This window comes from Chitinophagales bacterium (assembly GCA_020636535.1).
Classification (GTDB): Bacteria; Bacteroidota; Bacteroidia; order Chitinophagales; family JADIYW01; genus JADJSS01.
The window spans coordinates 245077-266074 of sequence record JACJXT010000012.1 but is presented as its reverse complement, the minus strand read 5'-3'; the positions used below and the strand labels follow the sequence as shown (position 1 = coordinate 266074).

At 30.9% G+C, this 20998-nt stretch carries 20 protein-coding genes; 8 read left to right on the top strand and 12 right to left on the bottom strand.

Annotated features, from left to right (window positions below):
• Window positions 1–17: 17 nt before the first annotated feature.
• Window positions 18–1877, top strand: coding sequence for an alkaline phosphatase D family protein (locus tag H6553_10915; protein MCB9034340.1), 1860 nt, complete (start codon window positions 18–20; stop codon window positions 1875–1877).
• 81 nt (window positions 1878–1958) lie between these two features.
• Window positions 1959–3032, top strand: coding sequence for a peptide chain release factor 1 (gene prfA, locus H6553_10910; GenBank protein MCB9034339.1), 1074 nt, complete (start codon window positions 1959–1961; stop codon window positions 3030–3032).
• On the opposite strand, the gene H6553_10905 is transcribed toward prfA, so the two are convergent.
• From H6553_10905 to H6553_10860, 10 genes are all read right to left on the bottom strand, one after another.
• Window positions 3033–4349: an aminopeptidase P N-terminal domain-containing protein gene (locus H6553_10905; GenBank protein ID MCB9034338.1), complete on the bottom strand. Its 1317-nt coding sequence runs from the start codon at window positions 4347–4349 to the stop codon at window positions 3033–3035.
• A 235-nt stretch (window positions 4350–4584) separates the two neighbouring features.
• Window positions 4585–5559, bottom strand: coding sequence for a 6-phosphofructokinase (gene pfkA, locus H6553_10900; GenBank protein MCB9034337.1), 975 nt, complete (start codon window positions 5557–5559; stop codon window positions 4585–4587).
• A gap of 54 nt (window positions 5560–5613) precedes the next feature.
• Window positions 5614–6777 carry an SAM-dependent methyltransferase gene (locus H6553_10895; protein MCB9034336.1) on the bottom strand — a complete coding sequence of 388 codons (1164 nt, stop codon included), beginning with the start codon at window positions 6775–6777 and terminating at the stop codon, window positions 5614–5616.
• A gap of 274 nt (window positions 6778–7051) precedes the next feature.
• Complete coding sequence (locus tag H6553_10890; GenBank protein MCB9034335.1) at window positions 7052–7564, bottom strand: peptidylprolyl isomerase; 513 nt, start codon at window positions 7562–7564, stop codon at window positions 7052–7054.
• Window positions 7565–7807: 243 nt separating this feature from the next.
• On the bottom strand, window positions 7808–8458 hold the full coding sequence (locus tag H6553_10885) for a hypothetical protein (GenBank protein ID MCB9034334.1): 651 nt from the start codon (window positions 8456–8458) through the stop codon (window positions 7808–7810).
• Between the two features lie 265 nt (window positions 8459–8723).
• Entirely contained in the window at window positions 8724–11312 is a 2589-nt protein-coding gene (locus H6553_10880; protein MCB9034333.1) for a zinc-dependent metalloprotease, read from the bottom strand.
• A gap of 163 nt (window positions 11313–11475) precedes the next feature.
• A complete protein-coding gene (locus H6553_10875) occupies window positions 11476–11811 on the bottom strand; it encodes a hypothetical protein (GenBank protein ID MCB9034332.1) in 336 nt (111 codons plus the stop codon).
• A gap of 372 nt (window positions 11812–12183) precedes the next feature.
• Window positions 12184–12495 carry a hypothetical protein gene (locus H6553_10870; protein ID MCB9034331.1) on the bottom strand — a complete coding sequence of 104 codons (312 nt, stop codon included), beginning with the start codon at window positions 12493–12495 and terminating at the stop codon, window positions 12184–12186.
• Window positions 12496–12535: 40 nt separating this feature from the next.
• Window positions 12536–14752 carry a TonB-dependent receptor gene (locus H6553_10865; protein ID MCB9034330.1) on the bottom strand — a complete coding sequence of 739 codons (2217 nt, stop codon included), beginning with the start codon at window positions 14750–14752 and terminating at the stop codon, window positions 12536–12538.
• Between the two features lie 75 nt (window positions 14753–14827).
• Window positions 14828–15265, bottom strand: coding sequence for a hypothetical protein (locus H6553_10860; GenBank protein ID MCB9034329.1), 438 nt, complete (start codon window positions 15263–15265; stop codon window positions 14828–14830).
• 199 nt (window positions 15266–15464) lie between these two features.
• Here H6553_10860 and H6553_10855 point away from each other — a divergent pair, with 199 nt between their 5' ends.
• On the top strand, window positions 15465–16169 hold the full coding sequence (locus tag H6553_10855) for an acyltransferase family protein (protein MCB9034328.1): 705 nt from the start codon (window positions 15465–15467) through the stop codon (window positions 16167–16169).
• A gap of 3 nt (window positions 16170–16172) precedes the next feature.
• Here the strand turns inward: H6553_10855 and H6553_10850 are convergent, their stop codons facing one another.
• Window positions 16173–16928 carry an MBL fold metallo-hydrolase gene (locus tag H6553_10850; protein ID MCB9034327.1) on the bottom strand — a complete coding sequence of 252 codons (756 nt, stop codon included), beginning with the start codon at window positions 16926–16928 and terminating at the stop codon, window positions 16173–16175.
• Window positions 16928–17206: a hypothetical protein gene (locus H6553_10845; GenBank protein ID MCB9034326.1), complete on the bottom strand. Its 279-nt coding sequence runs from the start codon at window positions 17204–17206 to the stop codon at window positions 16928–16930. The genes H6553_10850 and H6553_10845 overlap by 1 nt, the downstream gene beginning before the upstream one ends.
• Window positions 17207–17277: 71 nt before the next feature.
• Between H6553_10845 and H6553_10840 the strand changes: the two genes are divergently transcribed.
• The 5 genes from H6553_10840 to H6553_10820 all read left to right on the top strand — a co-directional run bounded on the left by H6553_10840 (window position 17278) and on the right by H6553_10820 (window position 20969).
• Window positions 17278–17715, top strand: a complete 438-nt coding sequence (locus H6553_10840; protein ID MCB9034325.1) for an Rrf2 family transcriptional regulator — start codon at window positions 17278–17280, stop codon at window positions 17713–17715.
• Window positions 17708–18367 (top strand): DUF2461 domain-containing protein, encoded by a 660-nt coding sequence (locus H6553_10835; GenBank protein MCB9034324.1) that lies wholly within the window; start codon window positions 17708–17710, stop codon window positions 18365–18367. Before H6553_10840 ends, H6553_10835 begins: the two co-directional genes overlap by 8 nt.
• Window positions 18368–18701: 334 nt before the next feature.
• On the top strand, window positions 18702–19934 hold the full coding sequence (gene serA, locus H6553_10830; GenBank protein MCB9034323.1) for a phosphoglycerate dehydrogenase: 1233 nt from the start codon (window positions 18702–18704) through the stop codon (window positions 19932–19934).
• Between the two features lie 72 nt (window positions 19935–20006).
• Window positions 20007–20582, top strand: coding sequence for an adenylate kinase (locus tag H6553_10825; GenBank protein ID MCB9034322.1), 576 nt, complete (start codon window positions 20007–20009; stop codon window positions 20580–20582).
• A 3-nt stretch (window positions 20583–20585) separates the two neighbouring features.
• Complete coding sequence (locus tag H6553_10820; protein ID MCB9034321.1) at window positions 20586–20969, top strand: DUF3127 domain-containing protein; 384 nt, start codon at window positions 20586–20588, stop codon at window positions 20967–20969.
• Window positions 20970–20998 lie beyond the last annotated feature (29 nt).

Genomic DNA, 20998 nt, shown 5'->3' with positions numbered 1-20998 from the left:
GCTCTTTATTCCTAATTATGCTTTATTATTTAGTTGGGTTAAGTCAAAATCCTATTCAACCATTAAACAGGAGTACTCCAGATTCAACACTCTTTCCTTTTTACCATGGTGTTGCATCTGGAGACCCAACTTTTAATAGTGTTATTATTTGGACAAGAGTAAGTAGCAACAATAGTTATGAAGAAGTACATTGGAGAGTTGCCAAAGATACTAGCTTTAATGAAATAATACAAGCAGGTACTACTACTACTGATGCTACTAAAGATTACACTGTAAAAGTAGATGTACAAAATTTAATGTCCAATACTTATTATTATTACGAATTTAATGTAGGTAAAAATTACTCTCAAAGAGGTAGAACGCATACTTTGCCTAGTGAAAGTGATTCTATTAAAAACTTAAAAATAGCATTTTTTAGTTGTACCAATTATGCAGGAGCTTATTATAATGCTTACGATATAGTCAACAATTTAAATAATGTAGATTTAGTAATACACTTAGGCGACTATATTTATGAAGATGGTTTTAATCCAAATACATTTGACACTTTAAATAGATATAATTTTCCTAGACAAGCAGTTTATACTTTAGATGGATACAGAGCAAGATATGGACATTATAGATTAGACGAATCGCTTAGAGATTTACACCGACAATATCCTTTTATGACGATTTGGGACGACCATGAATTTGCTAATGATGCCAATGCAGATACTGCTGCCAAACATTTTCCATATCAAGGCGATTACTTAGTAAGAAAACAAGCAGCGATACAAGCATATATGGAGTGGATGCCTTTGAGAGATGATGCCAATAGGTCGAACTATATTAATACCAATAAAGCTTTTGGTAATTTGGCAGAGTTTTATTTTATAGACAATAGAACGGATAGAAGCAGACAAGATATACGCTTTTTGCTTCGTCCATTTAATACTACAGCTTTAGGCACTGCCGACATTGAAAACATAGATGATTCTGATAGAACAATGCTTGGTAAAACACAACTCAATTGGCTTTGCGATGGACTCAAAAATAGCAATGCAAAATGGAAAATTTTGTCCAATCAAGTTGTTTTTTCTCCTTTTTTTATAGGACAATTGCTCTTTCCGCTTTCAAAAATTAGACATCCAGAAAGTTGGGATGGCTATCCATTAGAAAGAAGACAATTATTAGATACTATTAAATCAAACAATATAGAAAATTTTGTAGTTGTATCTGGAGATATTCACAACTTCATGGCATATAATATTGAAATGGATAGAACTACTCCATATATGAATAACAATAAAACACTTGGTGTAGAATTTGTAGTTGATGGTTTAGGCGATGGTGATGTTTTTTCAGTTGATCCTAATTGGTATTATCCAAACAATCCACATTGTAAGTTTATTGGTCAAAACAATAAAGGATATTGTATTTTAGAAATTAATAATGACTCTGTTTGCTGTAATTATTGGAATGTAGATAGTTCTTATAATATAAATAATTATCCACCAAGATTTTTATATAGATTGTGTACTAAAGACAAGCAAAGTAACTTATATCCAACACAACAAGTTGTAGATACAGTTCAACTAAAATCACCTTTAGCCCCTTATTATAAAAGAACCAATGTTCCTACAAAAATAACTACCAATAAAAATGAATTTTCTATTTATTATACCAATGGATATTTATTTATGAATATAAACCAAACAAATTTAATGCCAATAGATGCAGTACTCTCTATATCAGATTTAAGTGGAAAGATATACTACCAAAATCATGTAAGTAGTGCAAACAATAAAATTTCATTATCTACACTTCCAAAAGGCGTTTATATAGGTTCACTAATAACAAAAGATAAAATTGCGTCTGAAAAGTTTTTAATTAAATAGCACAACTCTTTTATCTTAATAAGAAGTTTTAAATAGATAACATTACTAGCAATTATTGTATTATTTTTGCACCGTTATACTATGTTAGACAAATTAGCAGCGATAGAGATTAGATTTAAAGACTTGGAATTACAACTTTCTGACCCAAGTGTAGTGGCGAATATGCAACAGTTTAAAAAAGTTGGAAAAGAGTATAGAGATTTAGAACCTATTGTAGCTATCTATCATCAATATAAAAATTTGCTAAGCAATATTAGCTATAATAAGCAAGTTTTAAAAGAAGAAAAAGATGATGAGCTTAGAGAAATGGCTAAATTGGAATTAGACGAACAAGAAGCTCAACTTCCAGCAATAGAAGAACAAATAAAATTATTGTTAGTACCTAAAGATCCTGAAGATGATAAAAATGCTATTCTAGAAATTAGAGCAGGAACTGGTGGCGACGAAGCAAGTATTTTTGCAGGCGATTTACTAAGAATGTATTTGAGATATTGTGATACGATGAAGTGGACGACTGAAATCATTTCTGAAAACGAAGGCACTGTTGGTGGTTATAAAGAAGTAGTTGTTGAAGTAAGTGGAAATGGAGTTTATGGAATTTTAAAATATGAAAGTGGTGTACATCGTGTACAAAGAATTCCAGAAACAGAATCGCAAGGTAGAGTACATACCTCTGCTGCTACAGTTGCTGTTTTACCAGAAGCAGAAGAAGTAGATGTTGATATTAAAGAAAGTGATATTAGAAAAGATGTATTTAGAGCATCTGGTGCTGGTGGACAGCATGTCAATAAAACAGAATCTGCTGTTCGACTAACACATATTCCAACAGGTATGGTAGTAGAGTGTCAAGATGGAAGATCGCAGATTAAAAACTACGAAAGTGCTTTAAAAGTACTACGAACTAGATTGTATGAAAAAGCTTTAGAAGAACATCATGCAGAGATTTCTAAGAAAAGAAAAACGCTGGTTTCTTCTGGTGATAGATCTGCAAAAATTAGAACTTATAACTATCCACAAGGAAGAGTTACCGACCATAGAATTAATTTAACGCTTTATAATTTACCAGAAATTATGAACGGTGATTTAAATCCAATTATTGATAAATTAATTATGGAAGAAAATGCTGAAAAACTAAAAGCTGGCGAAACACTTTAATTACTTTTTTCGTTTTTTTCCTTGCATGATGCTTTCTATTTCTTCTACTTCAATAGGAATATCTGCCATTAAATCAGTGTTTTTTGTCTTGCCAATTACAATATCGTTTTCTATTCTAATACCAATATTTTCTTTTGGAATATATATTCCAGGTTCAACTGTAAACACATTGCCAATTTGTACTGGAGCAAATCTATCGCAAGTATCATGCACATCTAAACCTAAATGATGCGAAGTGCCATGCATAAAATATTGTTTGTACAACGGATTGTCTTTATCTTGATTTTTAACAGCTGTTTTGTCTAACAATTTAAGTTGTATCAATTCTGCTTCCATTACTTTTCCTACTTCATCTTGATAATCGCTTAACAAAACGCCAGGTTTTAAAATCTTCTTGGCATGTTTCATTACTTTTAAAACAGCATTATACACTGCTTTTTGTCTTGCAGTAAATTTTCCATTTACAGGAATGGTTCTAGTTAAATCTGCATTGTAGTTAGCATACTGTGCACCAAAATCCATCAATAATAAATCGCCATCTTTACAAATATTATTATTATTGATATAATGTAAAACGCAAGCATTTTTTCCTGAAGCAATGATTGGTGTATAAGCATGACCTGTTGCACCTTGTCTGATAAATTCATGAATAATTTCTGCTTCTACTTCGTATTCATTTACATTAGGTTGAACAAAATGCAACACACGATTAAAAGCATCTCTAGTAATATTACAAGCTTTAGCAATCAACTCAATTTCTTGTTTGCTTTTTACAGCACGCAATTTTTTCATTATCGGTTCTAAACGATTAATTTGATGTGCTGGATACATCTGTCGCAATTCATTACCAAAACGAATATCTTTATATGCTACATAATTCAAAGCTCTGTCGTTCTCGTTGATATTGATAAACACTTCACTACAAAATGTCATTAACATAGCTAGTGTATCATCAAAACTATCTATCCAAACAATAGTATCAATACCAGATATTTTTTTAGCATCTTCAATGGTGTATTTATAACCTTCCCAAACTGCAATATGTTCGTTGGTTTTTCTAAGAAATAAAGTCGTTCTAAATTTTGGATTTGGACAATCTGGATAAAAAATAAAAGCACATTGTTCTTGGTCAATGCCTGTTAAATAAAAGAAATTAGAATTCTGTTTAAAATCGTAGTAAGCATCACCAGTTCTTGGCATTTCATCGTTAGCAAATAAAATTGCCATTGCATTTTTAGGTAAGTGCTTTGCTAGTCGTTTTCTATTATCTATAAATAATTGTGGATTTAAATTTGGGTATCTGTTTTTTTGTATCATGATATTGTTGATTACTTATTAAAGATTTATATAAAATACTTCATTTTATTTTAACTAGCATTTTTGTCTAAATACAAAATTAGCAAATAAAATACATTCTGAAACTGTTTGCATTAGCAGTAGGCAAGTTTATTTCAGAATCTTTTTTAATGTCTTATTCTTTTTTAACAACAGATTCCGAAACGAGTTCGGAATGTAAGTCGTGCTAGTAAATTACATTTGATATTAAATAAAATCAATAAGATAATTTATATAATAAATTTTGATATTCTTTATTTATTTCTAATAAATGTTTGGTACACTGTTCAAATGGAGTTGTAATAATTTTATTGTGATGAATACCAATCATATGATTATAGTTTTCTTTTAGCAATTCATCTACAGCAGCTACACCTAAACGAGAAGCCAAAATTCTGTCGTTAGCAGTAGGACTTCCACCTCTTAACAAATGACCTAAGATTAAAGTCTTAACATCATAGTTTGGATTTTGTTGTTGAAAATCATTTGCTATAGCCATCGCACCACCAGCTTCATCACCTTCTGCTACAATAATTAAATAGGATTGCTTATGATGATTGGCGTTTATTCTTGCAGCAATTTGTTGAATATTAGTAACTGTTTCTGGTATTAAAATATCTTCGGCACCAGCGGCAATACCACTAGCCAATGCAATAGTACCAACATCTCTTCCCATTACTTCAATAAAAAAAATTCTGTTGTGCGACTGTGCAGTATCTCTCACTTTGTCGATGCATTCTACAGCAGTTTGAACAGCAGTATCGTAACCAATGGTAAAGTCTGTGCCATTCAAATCGTTATCAATTGTTCCTGGTAAACCTATAAATGGAATTTGATGTTCTTGTGTAAATAGTGTTGCTCCTTTTAAAGTACCATCGCCACCAATTGCAATTAAAGCATCTAATTGATGAAGTTTCAATTGCTCCATTGCTTTAGCTCTACCTTCTTTTGTATGAAAATCTTTGCTTCTTGCAGATTTTAGAATAGTACCTCCACGATGAATAATATTGCCAACTGTATGCGAATACATTGGCATAAAATTTCCGTCTATCATGCCTTGATAACCACCAATAATACCACTCACTTTTAGATTGGCTTGTATTGCAGTTCTAACAACAGCACGCACAGCTGCATTCATACCTGGAGCATCGCCACCAGAACAAAAAACACCAATATGTTTGATAGTAGCCATCAATCAAAAATACAGTATTTTTTGAATAAAGTGGAATAGCAATTTTTTTGAAGATTAGCACTTTAACAAAAGTTGTTCTAGGTGCTGTGTTTTGATATTGAATTGTTGTTTGAGTGCTTGTAATTGTGCTTGATATTTAGATACATCAATTGTTTGGTCTCTTTTTTGAGCAGTTATCATTACATTTTTTGCAGTGTGTTCTGTAGATACAAATTCAAATACTTTTGTTTTATATCCGTTTATTTCTAACAATAATGCTCTAATAGTATCTGTAAGCATTTCTGCTTGTCGTTCTGCTAAAATGCCATGTTTTAAAATACTTTGCATGGCGATATCATTGCTACTTATTTGTTGTCTGATTTCTTTATGGCAACATGGTGCTACTACAATAATTTTAGCATTGGCTTTAATGGCTTTGTACAAAGCATCGTCGGTAGCTGTATTGCAAGCATGTAGTGCAATTAAAATATCAATATTCTTAAAGTTAAAGTCAGAGATATATCCTTCTTCAAAATATAAATGATTAAATTTTATTTGTTGTGCTAATTGATTGTTATGTCGTATTAAATCAGTTCTTGCTTCAACACCAGTTATTGTTGTACTTATATTTTTTGTATGATGGAGATAATCGTACAAGGCAAATGTAAGATATGCTTTGCCACAACCCATGTCGTAGATTTGTAGTGTTTTATTTTTATCCAACGAAGATTGCTCAATTAGTCCGCCCAATATTTCTACAAACTTTCTAATTTGATTAATTTTTTTGCCTTTGTTTTGTAATATTTGTCCGTTGCTATTGGTTAAACCTAACTGTTCTAAAAAAATAGTTTGTGTAAACAATTGATCTTTTTGTCTATCATGCTGTAAATTATTATTGGTAATAGTCGTATTTTTTTGTTCTTTAATTTTTATTTTATTTTGATGACTATTGACACTATAATGTGTTGTTGTAGTGAATATATTTGCAGCATTAAACTGTGTTTGTAGTAACTGTTTAATGTTTATTAGTGCATCATCATATAGAAAATTTTTGGTGATGTCTTTGGTCGTGTATCTATAAACAAATGACAAATGATTTTTTTGTTTAATGATGACTGGTTGTATGATGACTTTTTTTAAATCGCTAGTAGCTTTTGGCTCACTCAATATTAATTTAAGCAATTCATTTTGTTGAATACTGTTGGTTATTAGTTGTATGACTTTATTAAAATCATTCATGATGGTAAAAGTAATACCATTTTTTTGTAGATTGGGATATGTTAAGTGAAAAAGTAGAAATGGAAATTGTAGCTAAATCTATATAGAGTGTCATCTCTAAGTTATGAGATTCTTCATTTCATTCAGAATGGCAGATGCTTGTATTATGACAAATCATTAAAATTAGCTAGAACTAGTAGCATTGAAAGATTACTTCGTCATACTTCCTCGTAATGACTTTCGTGTAAAAATAAAAAAGGTCGTTTATATTACAAACGACCTTTTTAAAATTTATTTAGTGATGATGACCACCTGGTCCATGAACATGTCCGTGTTCTAATTCTTCTTTAGTTGCTGGTCTTACATCTACTACATCAACAGTAAAGTTTAATACTTTTCCTGCTAGTGGATGATTGAAATCCATTACCACAAACTCGTCTGATACATCGCAAACAATACCTTGAAATTGATTGCCATTATTATCCATCATTGGTAATACATTACCTACTTTTACATGGTTGGTATCTATTTCACCTTTGTCGTCTTTAAAACTATCGATAGGAATTTTTACAATATTTTTTTCGTCTTGTACACCATAACCATTTTCTGGATTGATAGCAAAAGAAACAGAATCGCCTACTTTTTTACCTAATAAGTTTTGCTCAAACTCTGGCAATAACATACCTGCTCCATGTAAGAAAACCAATGGATTTCCGTTTGATTTATCTGCAACGACCATTTCGCCGTCTTTATCTACTTTTAATTCGTAATTGACACTTACTACCATGTCTTTTTGTATTAACAACATATATCAATATTTTTTTACAAAGGTACGCAAATTAAATTATATACATGCCAAGATACAAGAATCAAGATATCGCTTTTAATATATAATCTGAATGAAAAATAAGGTATCTCATAAATTTCTTTGTTTGTTGGTATGATATTTTATTTTGTGTAGATTTAATTATAGTTATTTATAGTATGCTTAAAATAAAAAATCCTGCTAAGCGAACCTAGCAGGAAATCTCGTTTTATACAAACTAAAAAATTATTTTTTAGCTGGTGCTTTCTTAGTAGATGCTTTTTTAGCAGTACTTGGTTGCTTTGTTGTTGTTTTTTTAGTAGTGGCTTTTTTAGCTGGTGCCTTTTTAGCCGCAGGTTTCTTAGCTGGTGCTTTTTTGGCAACTGGCTTTTTAGCTACTGCCTTTTTCGTTGCAGGTTGCTTAGCTACTGGCTTTTTAGTATTGGTTATATCCTTAACTGTATCTTCTATGTCTTCTACTGTTTTTTCTAAGTCTTTTTTTACTTTGCTTGCTCCTTTTTCTATTTTAGATTTTGTTGCTTTAGCAGACTTAGAATATTTATTGGCTTGTTCTTTTGCTTTCTTTTCAGTAGCATTCACTTTATCATTTAATACTTTAAAGAACTCATCAATTTTAGACTTTGTATCGTCAAATAAATTTTCTGCTTCTGCTAAAATATCGTCTTTAGTTTTTTCAAATCTGTCAACATCTACAATTTTATTCAATCTTCCTTTTAGCTTTTCACCGTATTCTTGAAAGTTTTCTTTTTGACCTTCCACTTGTACTTTTACATCTTCAGTAAAATCATCAAAGCTAGTTCTAAACTCTTCTACTTTTTGATTGAAGTTATTAATGATTGCGTCTAATGCTTCTTTGAATTTTTCTCTTGAGTCCATTTTTTTATATTTAATGTAATACAAAGTTACAAACAAGAGATTAATTGAGTTTTAGCAACTCATTAAGAAAAAGTAATTAATAGTCAATGCTTTGTGAAGTTACTATAAACCCAAGTTACACATTAGCATCTTATTGCCATGGTTTCATCGCATGGTTATTAACATTGAAGCATTTCATGCTTCTTATGCTAAAAAAGATACAAGCTTCTTAATCTTTTCTGTTGATCTATTTTTAATCTGTAATTTGAGATAAATAAATTTTATATTATTTACTTAAAGTATCATTAATAATATGTAGTAAGTTACTTCTATGACCTTTGGTAAATGCATCGCCACCTGTATTTGCTTTCATCCATTTTTCAATGGTATTAACTTGTGCAAATGCAGCAGATTTTACTGGAAAAGAATACGAGTCTTTATCTATAATACTCAATAATTTTTCTATATACAGTCCTTGTAAATTCTGACGAATGGTATTTACATTTTTACCTAAATCTGCACTAAAAATAGCGTTGGTTAAATCGGTCATCATATCATTAATGCTATATTCATCGCCATACAAAGATGCATCAACAATTCTTTGTGTTACCGTTGGATGTAATAACTGATTTAAAACATTGTCTTGATAACCAGCAATTCTATCGTGTAGTTTTACATCTTCATTTGTACCTCTTAAATATCCTCTTCTTTGATATTGAATATAATTTAAAACTGGTTCTTGACAATCAAATGCATCTGGTGCAAATAAATATTTTGCTAGTGTACTCATTGCTTTCTTTTGAGTTGCTAACGGAACTGGTGTGTATGGTTTATTTGGTGAGTTTTGGTTGGCAAATGATCTATCAATATAAACACCACCAATGTATCTTGAAACTACAGTCATGTTTGTATTTACTCTAGATGATAACATTAAAAATGCATTTCGCAATGGTTGATAAGAAGCCGTGTCTTTTCCATAAATGTCTAATAGTTTAGCAATGGCATCGTTCATCATTTCAGTGTTGTTTGCTGCATAGCTAATTGCATCGTCACTCATGTCGTAAATCATTACTCTTGGATCGATACCTTTTCCTGTAGAACGCATATCATCGCCATCATTAAAAAAACGATGCTCTGGTTTTATAGATTGACTTAGAATTTGTTGCAATCCTATTTTTTCTGCTTCAGGAGAATTGTAAACAGTATAACCATACTGAATAGCCCAATCATCATAATGACCAGTTTGATCATCAAAATAAACACTTTGTTTGCCAATTTTTTCTGGAACAATATTAGGAACAGTATAATCCATAACAGAAGCTGTTAATCCGTTTGATGTACTATAATCTTTGTTATAAACTTGTTCTAAAGTATTCATTTGACTTGCAATAAAATTATGACTTAAACCCATAGTATGTCCAACTTCGTGCATAATTAAGTCTTTTAATGCTTGTCTTAAAAATTTGTCTTTATCAATATCACTTAATCCGTATGAAGTTAATACTGCCATACTTGTAGCCATATTCTCATTCATAATTTGACCAGCCATACATTCATATTGATTATAATTATGATTGTGTTCTTCTTCATTCTGACTAGTTAAATCGAACAGTTTTTCATAAATTAATCTATTGGTTAAAAATATATGTTCTAACATTATGTCTGCTCCTAAAATTTGACCTGTTCTTGGATTAACAAAACTTGGTCCGTAGCCACCAAACGGTGGTCTTGGAGATGATGTCCATCTTAAAACATTATATCTTATATCTTCAGCATCCCAACTAGCTGTATCTGGTTGAATGTATACTTCTACTGCATTTTTGAATCCTGCTTTTTCAAAAGATTTATTCCATTCTAAAACGGCTTCTTTAATAATTGGTCGGAATGATTCTGGTGTAGTATTTTCTATCCACCAAACAATTGGTTTTACTGGCTCTGATAAAGCTGCATTTGAATCTTTCTTTTCTAAATACCAACGATGAATTTGATCTCTGTAAGGAATTTCATCTGTGGTAGTTTGGTCGGTAATTTTATCATCGAAATAACCTACTCTTGGATCAGAGTTTCTTGGTTGATAATTATTTTCTGGAACTGCAATAATACTGTGTTGCATTTTTATAGATACATATCTTGCATCGGTAACTTCATCGCCACCATAGTTTAATGGCATTGGATTTTGATACACATACTCTACTGCTACATCTGTATTTTCTGGATAATTTTTGATAGCAATATAGTTGGTTTTATCTTTACTTAATGAACCTAATTTAAATTCGGTTGGACTGCTTCCTGGATAAGAAGCTCGTTTGATTTGTGTAATGGTTTCACTTAAAAAAAGGTCATCAGCACTTACTAAATAATTATTGTCTGTTTGTGCTAGAATTTTTTCTGATAAAAACAAAGGACTATTGATATTGGCATCTTTTACTTTGCTTAGTGCATTGTTTGGATCGAAATAAAAATTGGTGTTTTGTAATCGGAAATTGATGTTACCAAAATACTGTTCTACTTTAAAAATAGAGTTGTCTCTATATCCACCTTTTACATAACCTGCTTCTATAACACCATTCATTGAGTGTGCAAAGTAGATAAACTCTTTACCAATTTTGTCTGCACTGACTTCTATATACGCTTTGCCATTGGTAGTGTCTTGATAGATGTTGAATAAACCATCGTATTTTTTGCAATTTTTAGTTACTTCATTAATTGATTTGTATAAAGGTTTTGGTTTACTATCAGTAGAATCTTTTTTAGTAGTTTCTTCTACCGTTGTTGTTGCTTTATTTTTTTTGTCTTTTTTTGATTTTTGAGCAAATGTTGAATTGATAAATACGAAACCAATCATTACCAGACAGAAAAGTTTTATATGCCTCATGCGTGAAATATTTTTTTGCAAAGGTAGCATAATATTTTCTTAATATTTGTAAAGAAAACCAAAAAAAAACCACTACTCATTGTAATAAGCAGTGGTTCTAATTTTGTAATTGGTTACGCTAAATTAGATTTCTGTTTGCACAGAAATAACGCAACTTGTTTTGTTATTGTCTTTCGTATTGGCAACAGTGATGTAGGTTATTGTAAACCTTTTCTGGTGCTTTATACTTAGCATTGTCGTGTCCAACTAAAGCAATTGCTTTTTGAATTTTTTGTAAGTCTATTTTATCCTTATCATAAACTACGCTTAAGTCTTTAGTAGTTTCACTCCAATACGCTTTATTGGCTCCTGCATTTAATGCAGCAGTTTCTATTCTCTCTTTACATTGGTCGCAAACACCGTTTACAAAAAATGTAGATTTTACTTTTGTGGACTTAGCTAATACACTTAAAGCAAAAACTGTCATTACTGAAAGTACAATGATTTTAATTGATTTCATAATAAGTCATTTTTAGTTGTTTTGTATATAGATTCCAAACAAATTTCTTCGGCATACTACGAATTTTTTTGGAATGACGAAATGCTTGTTTATATGTAAATACAAGAAAAAATCGTGCCAAAGAAAAATTACAGAACAAAATGGTTTATCTTAAATAACACATCGAGCACATTTCCTTTTTTCTTCCTACGCTTCTTTTGCCATCTATAACAGATTGTACCTTTCCTTAACGCAGTGTCCTCTCCGAGAGACACTGCTTGGAAATGGAAAATCAAGAAAAAATAATCGCTCCACGCCACATTGCCACGCTTTGCCGCCGCATTTTTTCTTCCCACGCTTCTTTTGCCATCTATAACAGATTTTTCTTTAGAATTACATACTGATAGAATCTGTAACTTTTTGTGTCTCAGTTGTTACTGTTTCTCCTTCTGTACTAGCAGAATCTTTATCGCAACATGCTTTTTCTTCTTTTTTGCATTCTTCTTTAGTACATTTATCGCAACATTTATTGTCTGGTGTACATTCGTCAGAACATTTGTCGCAACATTTTTCATCGCCTTTACAACACTGTTCTGTTTTGTCGCATTTTTCACCTTTTTCGCATTTGCCTTTACAAGCTGTAAATGTTAGTGTAATAGCAAATACTACTGCTAATACCGAAAATAATAATTTAATTTGTTTCATAATGAGTTGTTTAATTTAAAGTTTAAAATTTTTAATAATATTAATCATTGTGTTCGTTTTTATCTAACCAGAATCTAAAGCCACCATGAGCTGTAATTCCGTTTATTGGTCCCCAAACCTGATTGGCATCAAATCCAGTTTTATACGGATTATCTGCATTTAAAATTGGCTGTTGTTGAGTAAAGTTAGTTAAATTTTCTAATCCAAAAAAGAGTTCGCCTAATTTCCATTTCTTAGTAATTTGAGCATTTAGTGTAACAAAAGCTTTAGAATAAGCTCTCCTATCTAAATTTTCTGTACTAAAACTATTCGGCAATCTTTGTTTTCCTACAATAGCAGTTACAATATCGAACTGCCAATTTTGTTTTGGTGTTTCGTAAGAAAGCGTAACCAAACCTTTATGAATTGCTTGCAAAGGTTTTTGTAGCAACACACCATGATAGGTAGATTTTACATCTTCCCAACGATATGCTGCTTTAAAGTTTAATCCTTTAACAATATCGGTATTAAACTCTACGAGTAAACTATTAGAAAAAGATTTTCCGTTTAAGTTATCAATGTGAATAATATTGTCTGCTTGGTCAATATCTGCAATAATTTGTTTTAGAAAATCGGTTCTATAATAATCTATAATTAAGCTGCCTTCTCTTTCTTTCCATTCAAAATTTTGGATAAATGAAGCACCATAATTCCAAGCTGTTTCATAAGTTGGATTATTGGTAATTTGCCAATCTCTAGAACTTGCCAAATAAGCAATATGGTCTGCATACAAGTTTGGAATTCTAAAACCTTTTCCACCTGCAACAAATAAAATAGTGTTTTTAGTAATATTGTATTTGATGTGTACTCTTGGATTGAATTGAAACTTTGCCACATTACTATAGTCTGCACGATAACCAGCTACTAATGTAAATTTTTCAGGCAATTTAAAACTGTATTCAGCATATAATCCAATTACATAATTGTCTCTTTGAAGAGTAGTGTTTAAAAATGATTCATCGAAATTATCATAGGTAAAATTAATGCCATTTACCAAAGTGTGCTTGTCATTTTTTATATCTGTTTGATAGAGTATATTTCCTACAAAAGAACCTTGAATACCATTGTATTGTTTTGTATCAAAATTGGCATCTTGTTTGTAATAAGTTCCGCCAAACTGTGTACCAATACTTGCATTGTGTTTTTGTAGTAAGAATCCAGTTTTAGCAATTAATTCTACACCTTTGTTTTTTACATGAATACCATAAATACTATCTGATGCTTCTGTAGTAATTGGATTGTAGTTGGTTTGTCCAGAAATTCTATCTTCGCTCAATGCTTTAACTAAATATTGTCCTTCTACATTCTTTTTGTTGAACGACCATGCATTTGCAAAATTGTATTGTTTAGATTTAGTTTGATCTAAAAATCCATCGTCATTTCTATCAACATTCAATGGATTAAATCCTCCACTAAACATTAAAGAAGTACCTAAGTTGTGGTCAATTTCATGATTGATAAGCATATTGGTTTCAATTCTTCCCATGCTATTACCAAATCCATCGATATAAAATTTTTCTTTGCTATAAATTGGATTTTGTAGTTCTACATTAAGCGAACCTGTAATGCCTTCGTAACCAGATTTTACAGATGGCATTCCTTTAGAAATAGAAATATTACTTATCCAAGCTGCAGGAATATTGTCTAAGCTGTAGTTTGCTGAAAGTCCTCTTAATGCTGGAAGATTATTTAATAAGTTTTGTATATAAATACCTCTTAATCCAAGTAACTTAATTTCTTTAGCACCAGTAGCTGCATCTTGATAGTTAACATCTACGCCACTATTGGTTTGAAAACTTTCTGATAAATTACAACAAGCCGCTTTTCGTAATTCATCGTTATTAATTTTTTCTGTTTTTATTGGATACAAAGCAGAAATATAGTTTGATTTTTGCTTGGCAGTAATTTGAACTTCTTCTAAAGAAATATCTGGCAATAAAGCTATTTCGTACTTCGATTGTTTTTTATCTACCAATATAGAATCTGTAGTATAACCTACATAGCTAATTAAAACATAAGTTGCTTGTTCTGTATTGATGTCTAACATTGCCATTCCATCAATATCTGTAACGGCACCATCTAAAGAATTTTGTATTGAAATATTAGCACCAATTAATGGTTCGTTGGTAGTGCCATCTTTAACCATTAAGTGTATTGTCTTTGCTTTTATTTGTAGTGTAAGTATAATTGTACTTACTATTAATATAATTTTTTTCATTTGAAATTTGTTAAGTGAACAATTAATTCAAAACACTATCTAATTAATAAATAGTGTTTATAAATATTGTATGACCTAACACAAGAAAGATTGCAACGCTTCTAAAGATGGTTGCAAATATTGTTCAATATGATAATCTGGATATGGTGGACTTAATCCTTGAAATTGCACTCTACATTGTTTAATTAAAACAATAGATTGTACAATAGGAAAATTAAAAATAGGAACAATGTCTACCTTTTTTAACTCGAACAGATTTGAAGTAAATCCATTATAGCTAAATTTTTTAAAGCTTAAAGAATGTTCGCAACAGTCATTGCTTTTACTAGCTTGTTCTTTGCAACAACTTTCTTCTTTTGACTCTTTTTCTTTTTCACAACCAGGAGAATTTAACACGCTATAATTTGCAATATTTTCTGTTTTACAAAGATGTTTAAATACAATTACACCATTTGCATTAAACAGAAAAACAAAAGCAATAATTAATGATACTATGTTGGTTGCTTTCTTCACCAAGCACAAAATTATTACTTTTGAAGTAAAAAATATTGTTTTTAACTAAACATAAGATATTAAATTTTATATTTAAGCTATCAAAAAGCAGATTAGAAATATCATCAAACAATCAAGAGATGTAAAACATAGAAATGCATTTCTTGCAAAATTTCCTAACCATGTAGGCAGCTATGGCTACGATGCTTGGGGATTTAATTTGAATGGCATTAAACCTTTTGTAAATGCTGCTAAAATTTTTTACGAGCAATATTTTAGAGTAGATGCTTATGGTTTAGAAAATATTCCAAAAGAAGGTAGGTGTTTAATTATTGGCAATCATAGTGGGCAGTTACCTATTGATGCGATGTTATTAGGATATGCTTTAGTGACCAATGAACAAGCACCAAGAGCTCCAAAAGGTATGTTTGAAAGATTTGTACCACAAGTGCCATTTTTTGGTACACTTTTTAGTCAATGGGGCGGTGCATTAGGCGATCCTGAAAACTGTATGAAGATGTTGAATAATGATGAAGCAGTTATTATTTTTCCAGAAGGAGCAAGAGGTATTTCAAAACCGTATAGTAGAAAATATCAATTACAAAATTTTGGCAATGGTTATATAGCAATGGCATTAAAAAGTAAAGCACCTATAATTCCAGTTGGTATTGCAGGTTGCGAAGAAATATTAGTCAACTTTGGCAATATTAAATTTTTAGAAAAAGCATTGCGATTTCCATCCTTTCCTACTTTGGTTCCTTTTATGTTTCCTTCAAAAGTGATTATGCATTTTGGCGAACCTATATATTTTGAAGGTGATGTTGGCAACGAAATACAATTACAAGAAAAAAACGACATTGTTAAAGCAGAAGTTGAAAGACTCATTCAATTAGGTTTAGATAAAGGAGCTGGATTTTTTAAGTAAGACTCACAACACCAAGCCATCGTAAGCTAAATACATATTTTTTGGTAAGGTTTTATTTATTGCATCATGTAATCCCATGTGGTGCGAAATATGCGTAAAAAAAGTTTGCTTAGCATTTACTTTTTGTGCAATGGCAATAGCTTCATCTAACGAAAAATGAGAATAATGTGCTTCTCTTCTTAAAGCATTTAATACTAATATATCTGTATTGTATATTTTTTCTAATTCTTTTTCATCAATAAAATTAGCATCAGTGATGTAGGTGAAATTATCAAATCTAAAACCAAGCACAGGTAGCGTTTTATGCATTGCTCTAATTGGAATTACCTTAATATCATTGACTATAAAAGGTGTTTCATCTATGGTAATCAAATTCATTAAAGGCACACCAGGATATTGTTGTGGTTCAAAGGCATACTGAAATTCTCTTTTCAAGGCATCTTGCACCATTGGTTCAGCATAAATGTCAATTTTTTTATCTAATAAATAATTAAACGGACGAATATCATCTAAACCAGCAATGTGATCTTTATGTCCGTGTGTAAACAACACAGCATCTAAATCTTGCACTTTATTATTCAGCATTTGTTGTCTAAAATCTGGACCAGTATCTACTACTAATGTAGTCGTGTCAGACTCAACCATCAACGAAGTTCTTAGTCGTTGGTCTTTAGAATTCGTAGAAGTGCATACAGCACAGTTGCAAGTAATAACAGGTACACCTTGCGAAGTTCCAGTGCCTAAAAACGAAAAACGCATTATTGTAAATCTAATTTTTGTTGTGCTAATTCATCAAACATCGCCAATTGTTTTTCATCTAAATCATCTTTACTTAAATCTATTTGATGAAAAATATCTACCAATGCATTAATCCTTGCTTCTACATCAAAAAACTTATTAATTACAACAACTAACTTTTCTTGTAAAATACAATAGCCAGATTGAAATGAACCTTTTTCATATCTAATTACATATTTGTTGTGTTTATATATCGATTCGATTAACGAAAGTGTATTCTGATTATACTTAATAGACATAACACAAAGGTAAGCATTAGGATTTTAATTTAAAATCATTAACTTTACCTAATCTATCGTTTAAGTAGAGCATGTTATCCAAAAAAACCAAATACGCCATTAATGCTTTAGTCTATCTTGCTAAAAACAAAGATGAAGGACCAATTTTAATTAGCACGATTGCAGAACATGAAAACATTCCTAAAAAATTTTTAGAAACCATTTTGTTAGATTTAAAGAATGCTGGTTACTTAAATAGTAAGAAAGGAAAAGGTGGTGGTTACTACTTTATCAAAGAAGCATCGGAAGTTAATTTGGCAGAAATTGTAAGATATTTTGATGGTGCTATTGGCTTACTACCTTGTGTTACACATAAATATTACGAAAAATGCGAAGAATGTTTAGACGAAAAAACTTGTGGCATAAGACATGCGTTTTTAGCCATTAGAAATGCTACGGTAGAAATGTTAAAAGAAAACACCATAGAAAAAATGATTAACAAGGAAGAAAAACTAAAAACAGATGATTAGTAAAACGACATTTGATTTCTTAAATGAGTTAAAGCAGAACAATAACAAAGAATGGTTTCAATCTAATAAAAAAAGATACGATGCTATTAAAGTTGAGTTGCTTGCTTTTTTACAAGATTGGATTAATGAACTAGCCAAAATAGATACACAATATGCTAGTATCGATCCAAAAAAATGCATGTTTAGAATTAATAGAGATGTACGATTTTCTAATGACAAATCGCCTTACAAAACCAATATAGGTTTGTATGTAGTAAAAGGTGGAAAAAATTCAGAAAATGGTGGATTTTACTTACACATAGAACCAAATAATTGTTTTTTTGGTGGAGGAAAATATGATCCAAGTCCAGAAAATTTAGCCAACATTCGACAAGAAATTGACTATAATTTTGCAGAATTTAAAAGCATTTTGAATGCTAAAGAATTTAAAAAATATTTTGTAAATTTAAGTGAAGAAAATAAATTAAAAAGAAAACCAAAAGATTACGAAGACAGCAATCCAGCGATAGAATTTTTAAAACTCAAAAATTTTGTAGCAATGTCATCTATCTCAGATGAAATGATTACAGATAAGAAACTACTTTCAGAAATTGTAAAAAGAAGCAATGCATTACAACCATTAGTTGCCTTTTTAAATAGAAGCAATGAGTAAAATAATTTAAAATAATCATTGGCAAATGAAGCGTAGGATGAAAAGATGCGGCGGCAAAGCGTTGGCAGTGTAGCGTAGAGCGATCATCTTTTCTTGATTTTTTGGTTGCCTTTTGTATCAAGACAAAAGGTAAGAAAATAGACTTTTACCTATAATTACATTCACAGATGAATTTACTTTAGAATATACTCTTGCCAAATCAAGTGTTTTTCACATGATAACTTATTGTGCAATCAAACAAATTACTTTAATTCTATCTTAACTAAATGCTATGATTATCTTTAGTATAGCAAATACTTATGCATAATACTTATTTTCGATACAAGTAAATATTATGGCGAAAGAACTATCTTATCCGAAAGAGAAAATTAAAATTTTACTGTTAGAAGGTTTACATCCATCTTCAGTAGAAACATTTAATCAAAAAGGTTTTACTAACATCACTACTTCTAAAAATGCAATGACAGAAGAAGAGTTGTTAGATTGTATAGAAGATTATCATATTATTGGTATTCGTTCTAAAACCAATATTACAGCTCCAGTTTTAGAAAAAGCAAAAAAACTGTTGGCGGTAGGTTGTTTTTGTATAGGAACCAATCAAGTGGATTTAAAAAAAGCAACTCAGCTAGGTATTCCAGTGTTTAATTCACCATATTCCAATACGCGTTCGGTAGCTGAATTAATCATCGCTAACTCTATTATGTTGCTACGAGGAATTCCTGCAAGAAATAAAGCCGCTCACGAAGGAACTTGGTTAAAAGATGCCATTAACTCGTACGAATTAAGAGGTAAAACCATAGGCATTATTGGCTACGGACACATTGGTTCGCAAGTATCTGTGTTAGCAGAAGCAGTAGGTTTAAATGTACTTTTTTATGATGTAGAACCAAAGTTAACACTAGGAAATGCTAAAGCAACCAATAGCTTAGATGAATTATTAGCCAACTCAGATATTGTTACGCTACATGTGCCAGCTACACCACAAACTGCAAACATGATTGGTGCTGATGAATTTGCTAAGATGAAAGATGGTGTTATTTTCCAAAACTTAGCAAGAGGCAATGTCGTGGATATTGCTGCTTTAAAAAATGCTTACGAAAGTGGAAAAGTGGTTGGTGCTGCTGTTGATGTATTTCCGCAAGAACCAGAGAAAAAAGGAACTGGTTTTGTAAGCGAATTGCAAGGACTAGACAATGTAATTCTTACACCACATATTGGCGGAAGCACACAAGAAGCACAAGAAAATATTGGTAGAGATGTAGCATTAAAATTAACATCGTTTATAGATAATGGAAGTACTATTGGTTGTAAAACTGTACCAGAATTAAGCTTGCCATTACAAGAAAATACGAGAAGAATATTGCATGTTCATGAAAATGTACCAGGAATCTTGTCGCAAATTAACTCTATCTTGTCGCAACATCAGGTAAATATTTTAGGACAGTATTTAAAAACCAACGAAACTATTGGTTATGTTGTTTTAGATGTTGATGCTAACGCAGATAATGAAGTTGTTCAAGATGTTAAAAACATTCCACATACTATTAATGCAAGAATTTTGTATTAAACTATGTGTAAAACTAAATTGTATCAACCTATAAAATTTAGTAATTTTGCAAAAGAATCGAAATAATTATTCATGATTAATCTTATTTTATTTGGACCACCAGGAAGTGGAAAAGGAACGCAAGCAGTAAAACTAGCAGAACACTTTAATCTTTGTCATATTTCTACTGGCGATTTATTTAGACACGAAATTAAAAACGAAACACCACTTGGTGTAGAAGCTAAAAAGTATATGGACAAAGGCGAGTTAGTTCCTGATGAAGTAACTATTGGTATGTTGTCTAATAAATTAGATGAACACATAGGCAAAGTAGATGGTTTTATTTTTGATGGATTTCCGAGAACACAAGCACAAGCCGAAGCATTAGATAAACTACTAGAATTAAAGGAAACAACCATTACAAAAGTGTTGGCATTAGATGTTCCAGAAGCAGAAATCGTAACAAGAATTTTGGAAAGAGGAAAAACTTCTGGCAGAGCAGATGACTTAAACGAAGAAATTATTAAAAACAGATTTGCTGTTTACTTAAATGAAACAGCTCAAGTAGCAGAACACTATAAACAAAGCAATAAGTTTACAGCAATTAATGGTGTAGGCAGTATTGATGAAATATTTGATAATTTAGTAGCTCAAATCGATAAAATATAAAAGATGCAATTTAAAGGAAAAGTAGTAGAGTTATTGCCATTACAAAGTGGCGTTAGTAGAGCAGGAAATAACTGGAAAAAACAATTTGCTATTGTAGAAAAACCAAATGGCAATTACGACCCAAAAAAAATATGTTTAGTAGTTTGGGGAGATAGTGTTGACAATTTTAGATTACAAGTAGGAGCAGAATATGAATTTTCTATTGATATAGAAAGTAGAGAATTTAATGGTAAATGGTATACTGATGTAAGAGCATGGAAAGCAGTGCCTGCACAACAAAACGAATACAATCAAGATTACCAACCAGACTATAGCCAAGAACCTGTTATGAGTAACAGCAGTACTGATGCTAGTGTAGAAGAATTAGACGACGATTTACCGTTCTAATTACAGTATCTACAAAAGGTTTCTATTAG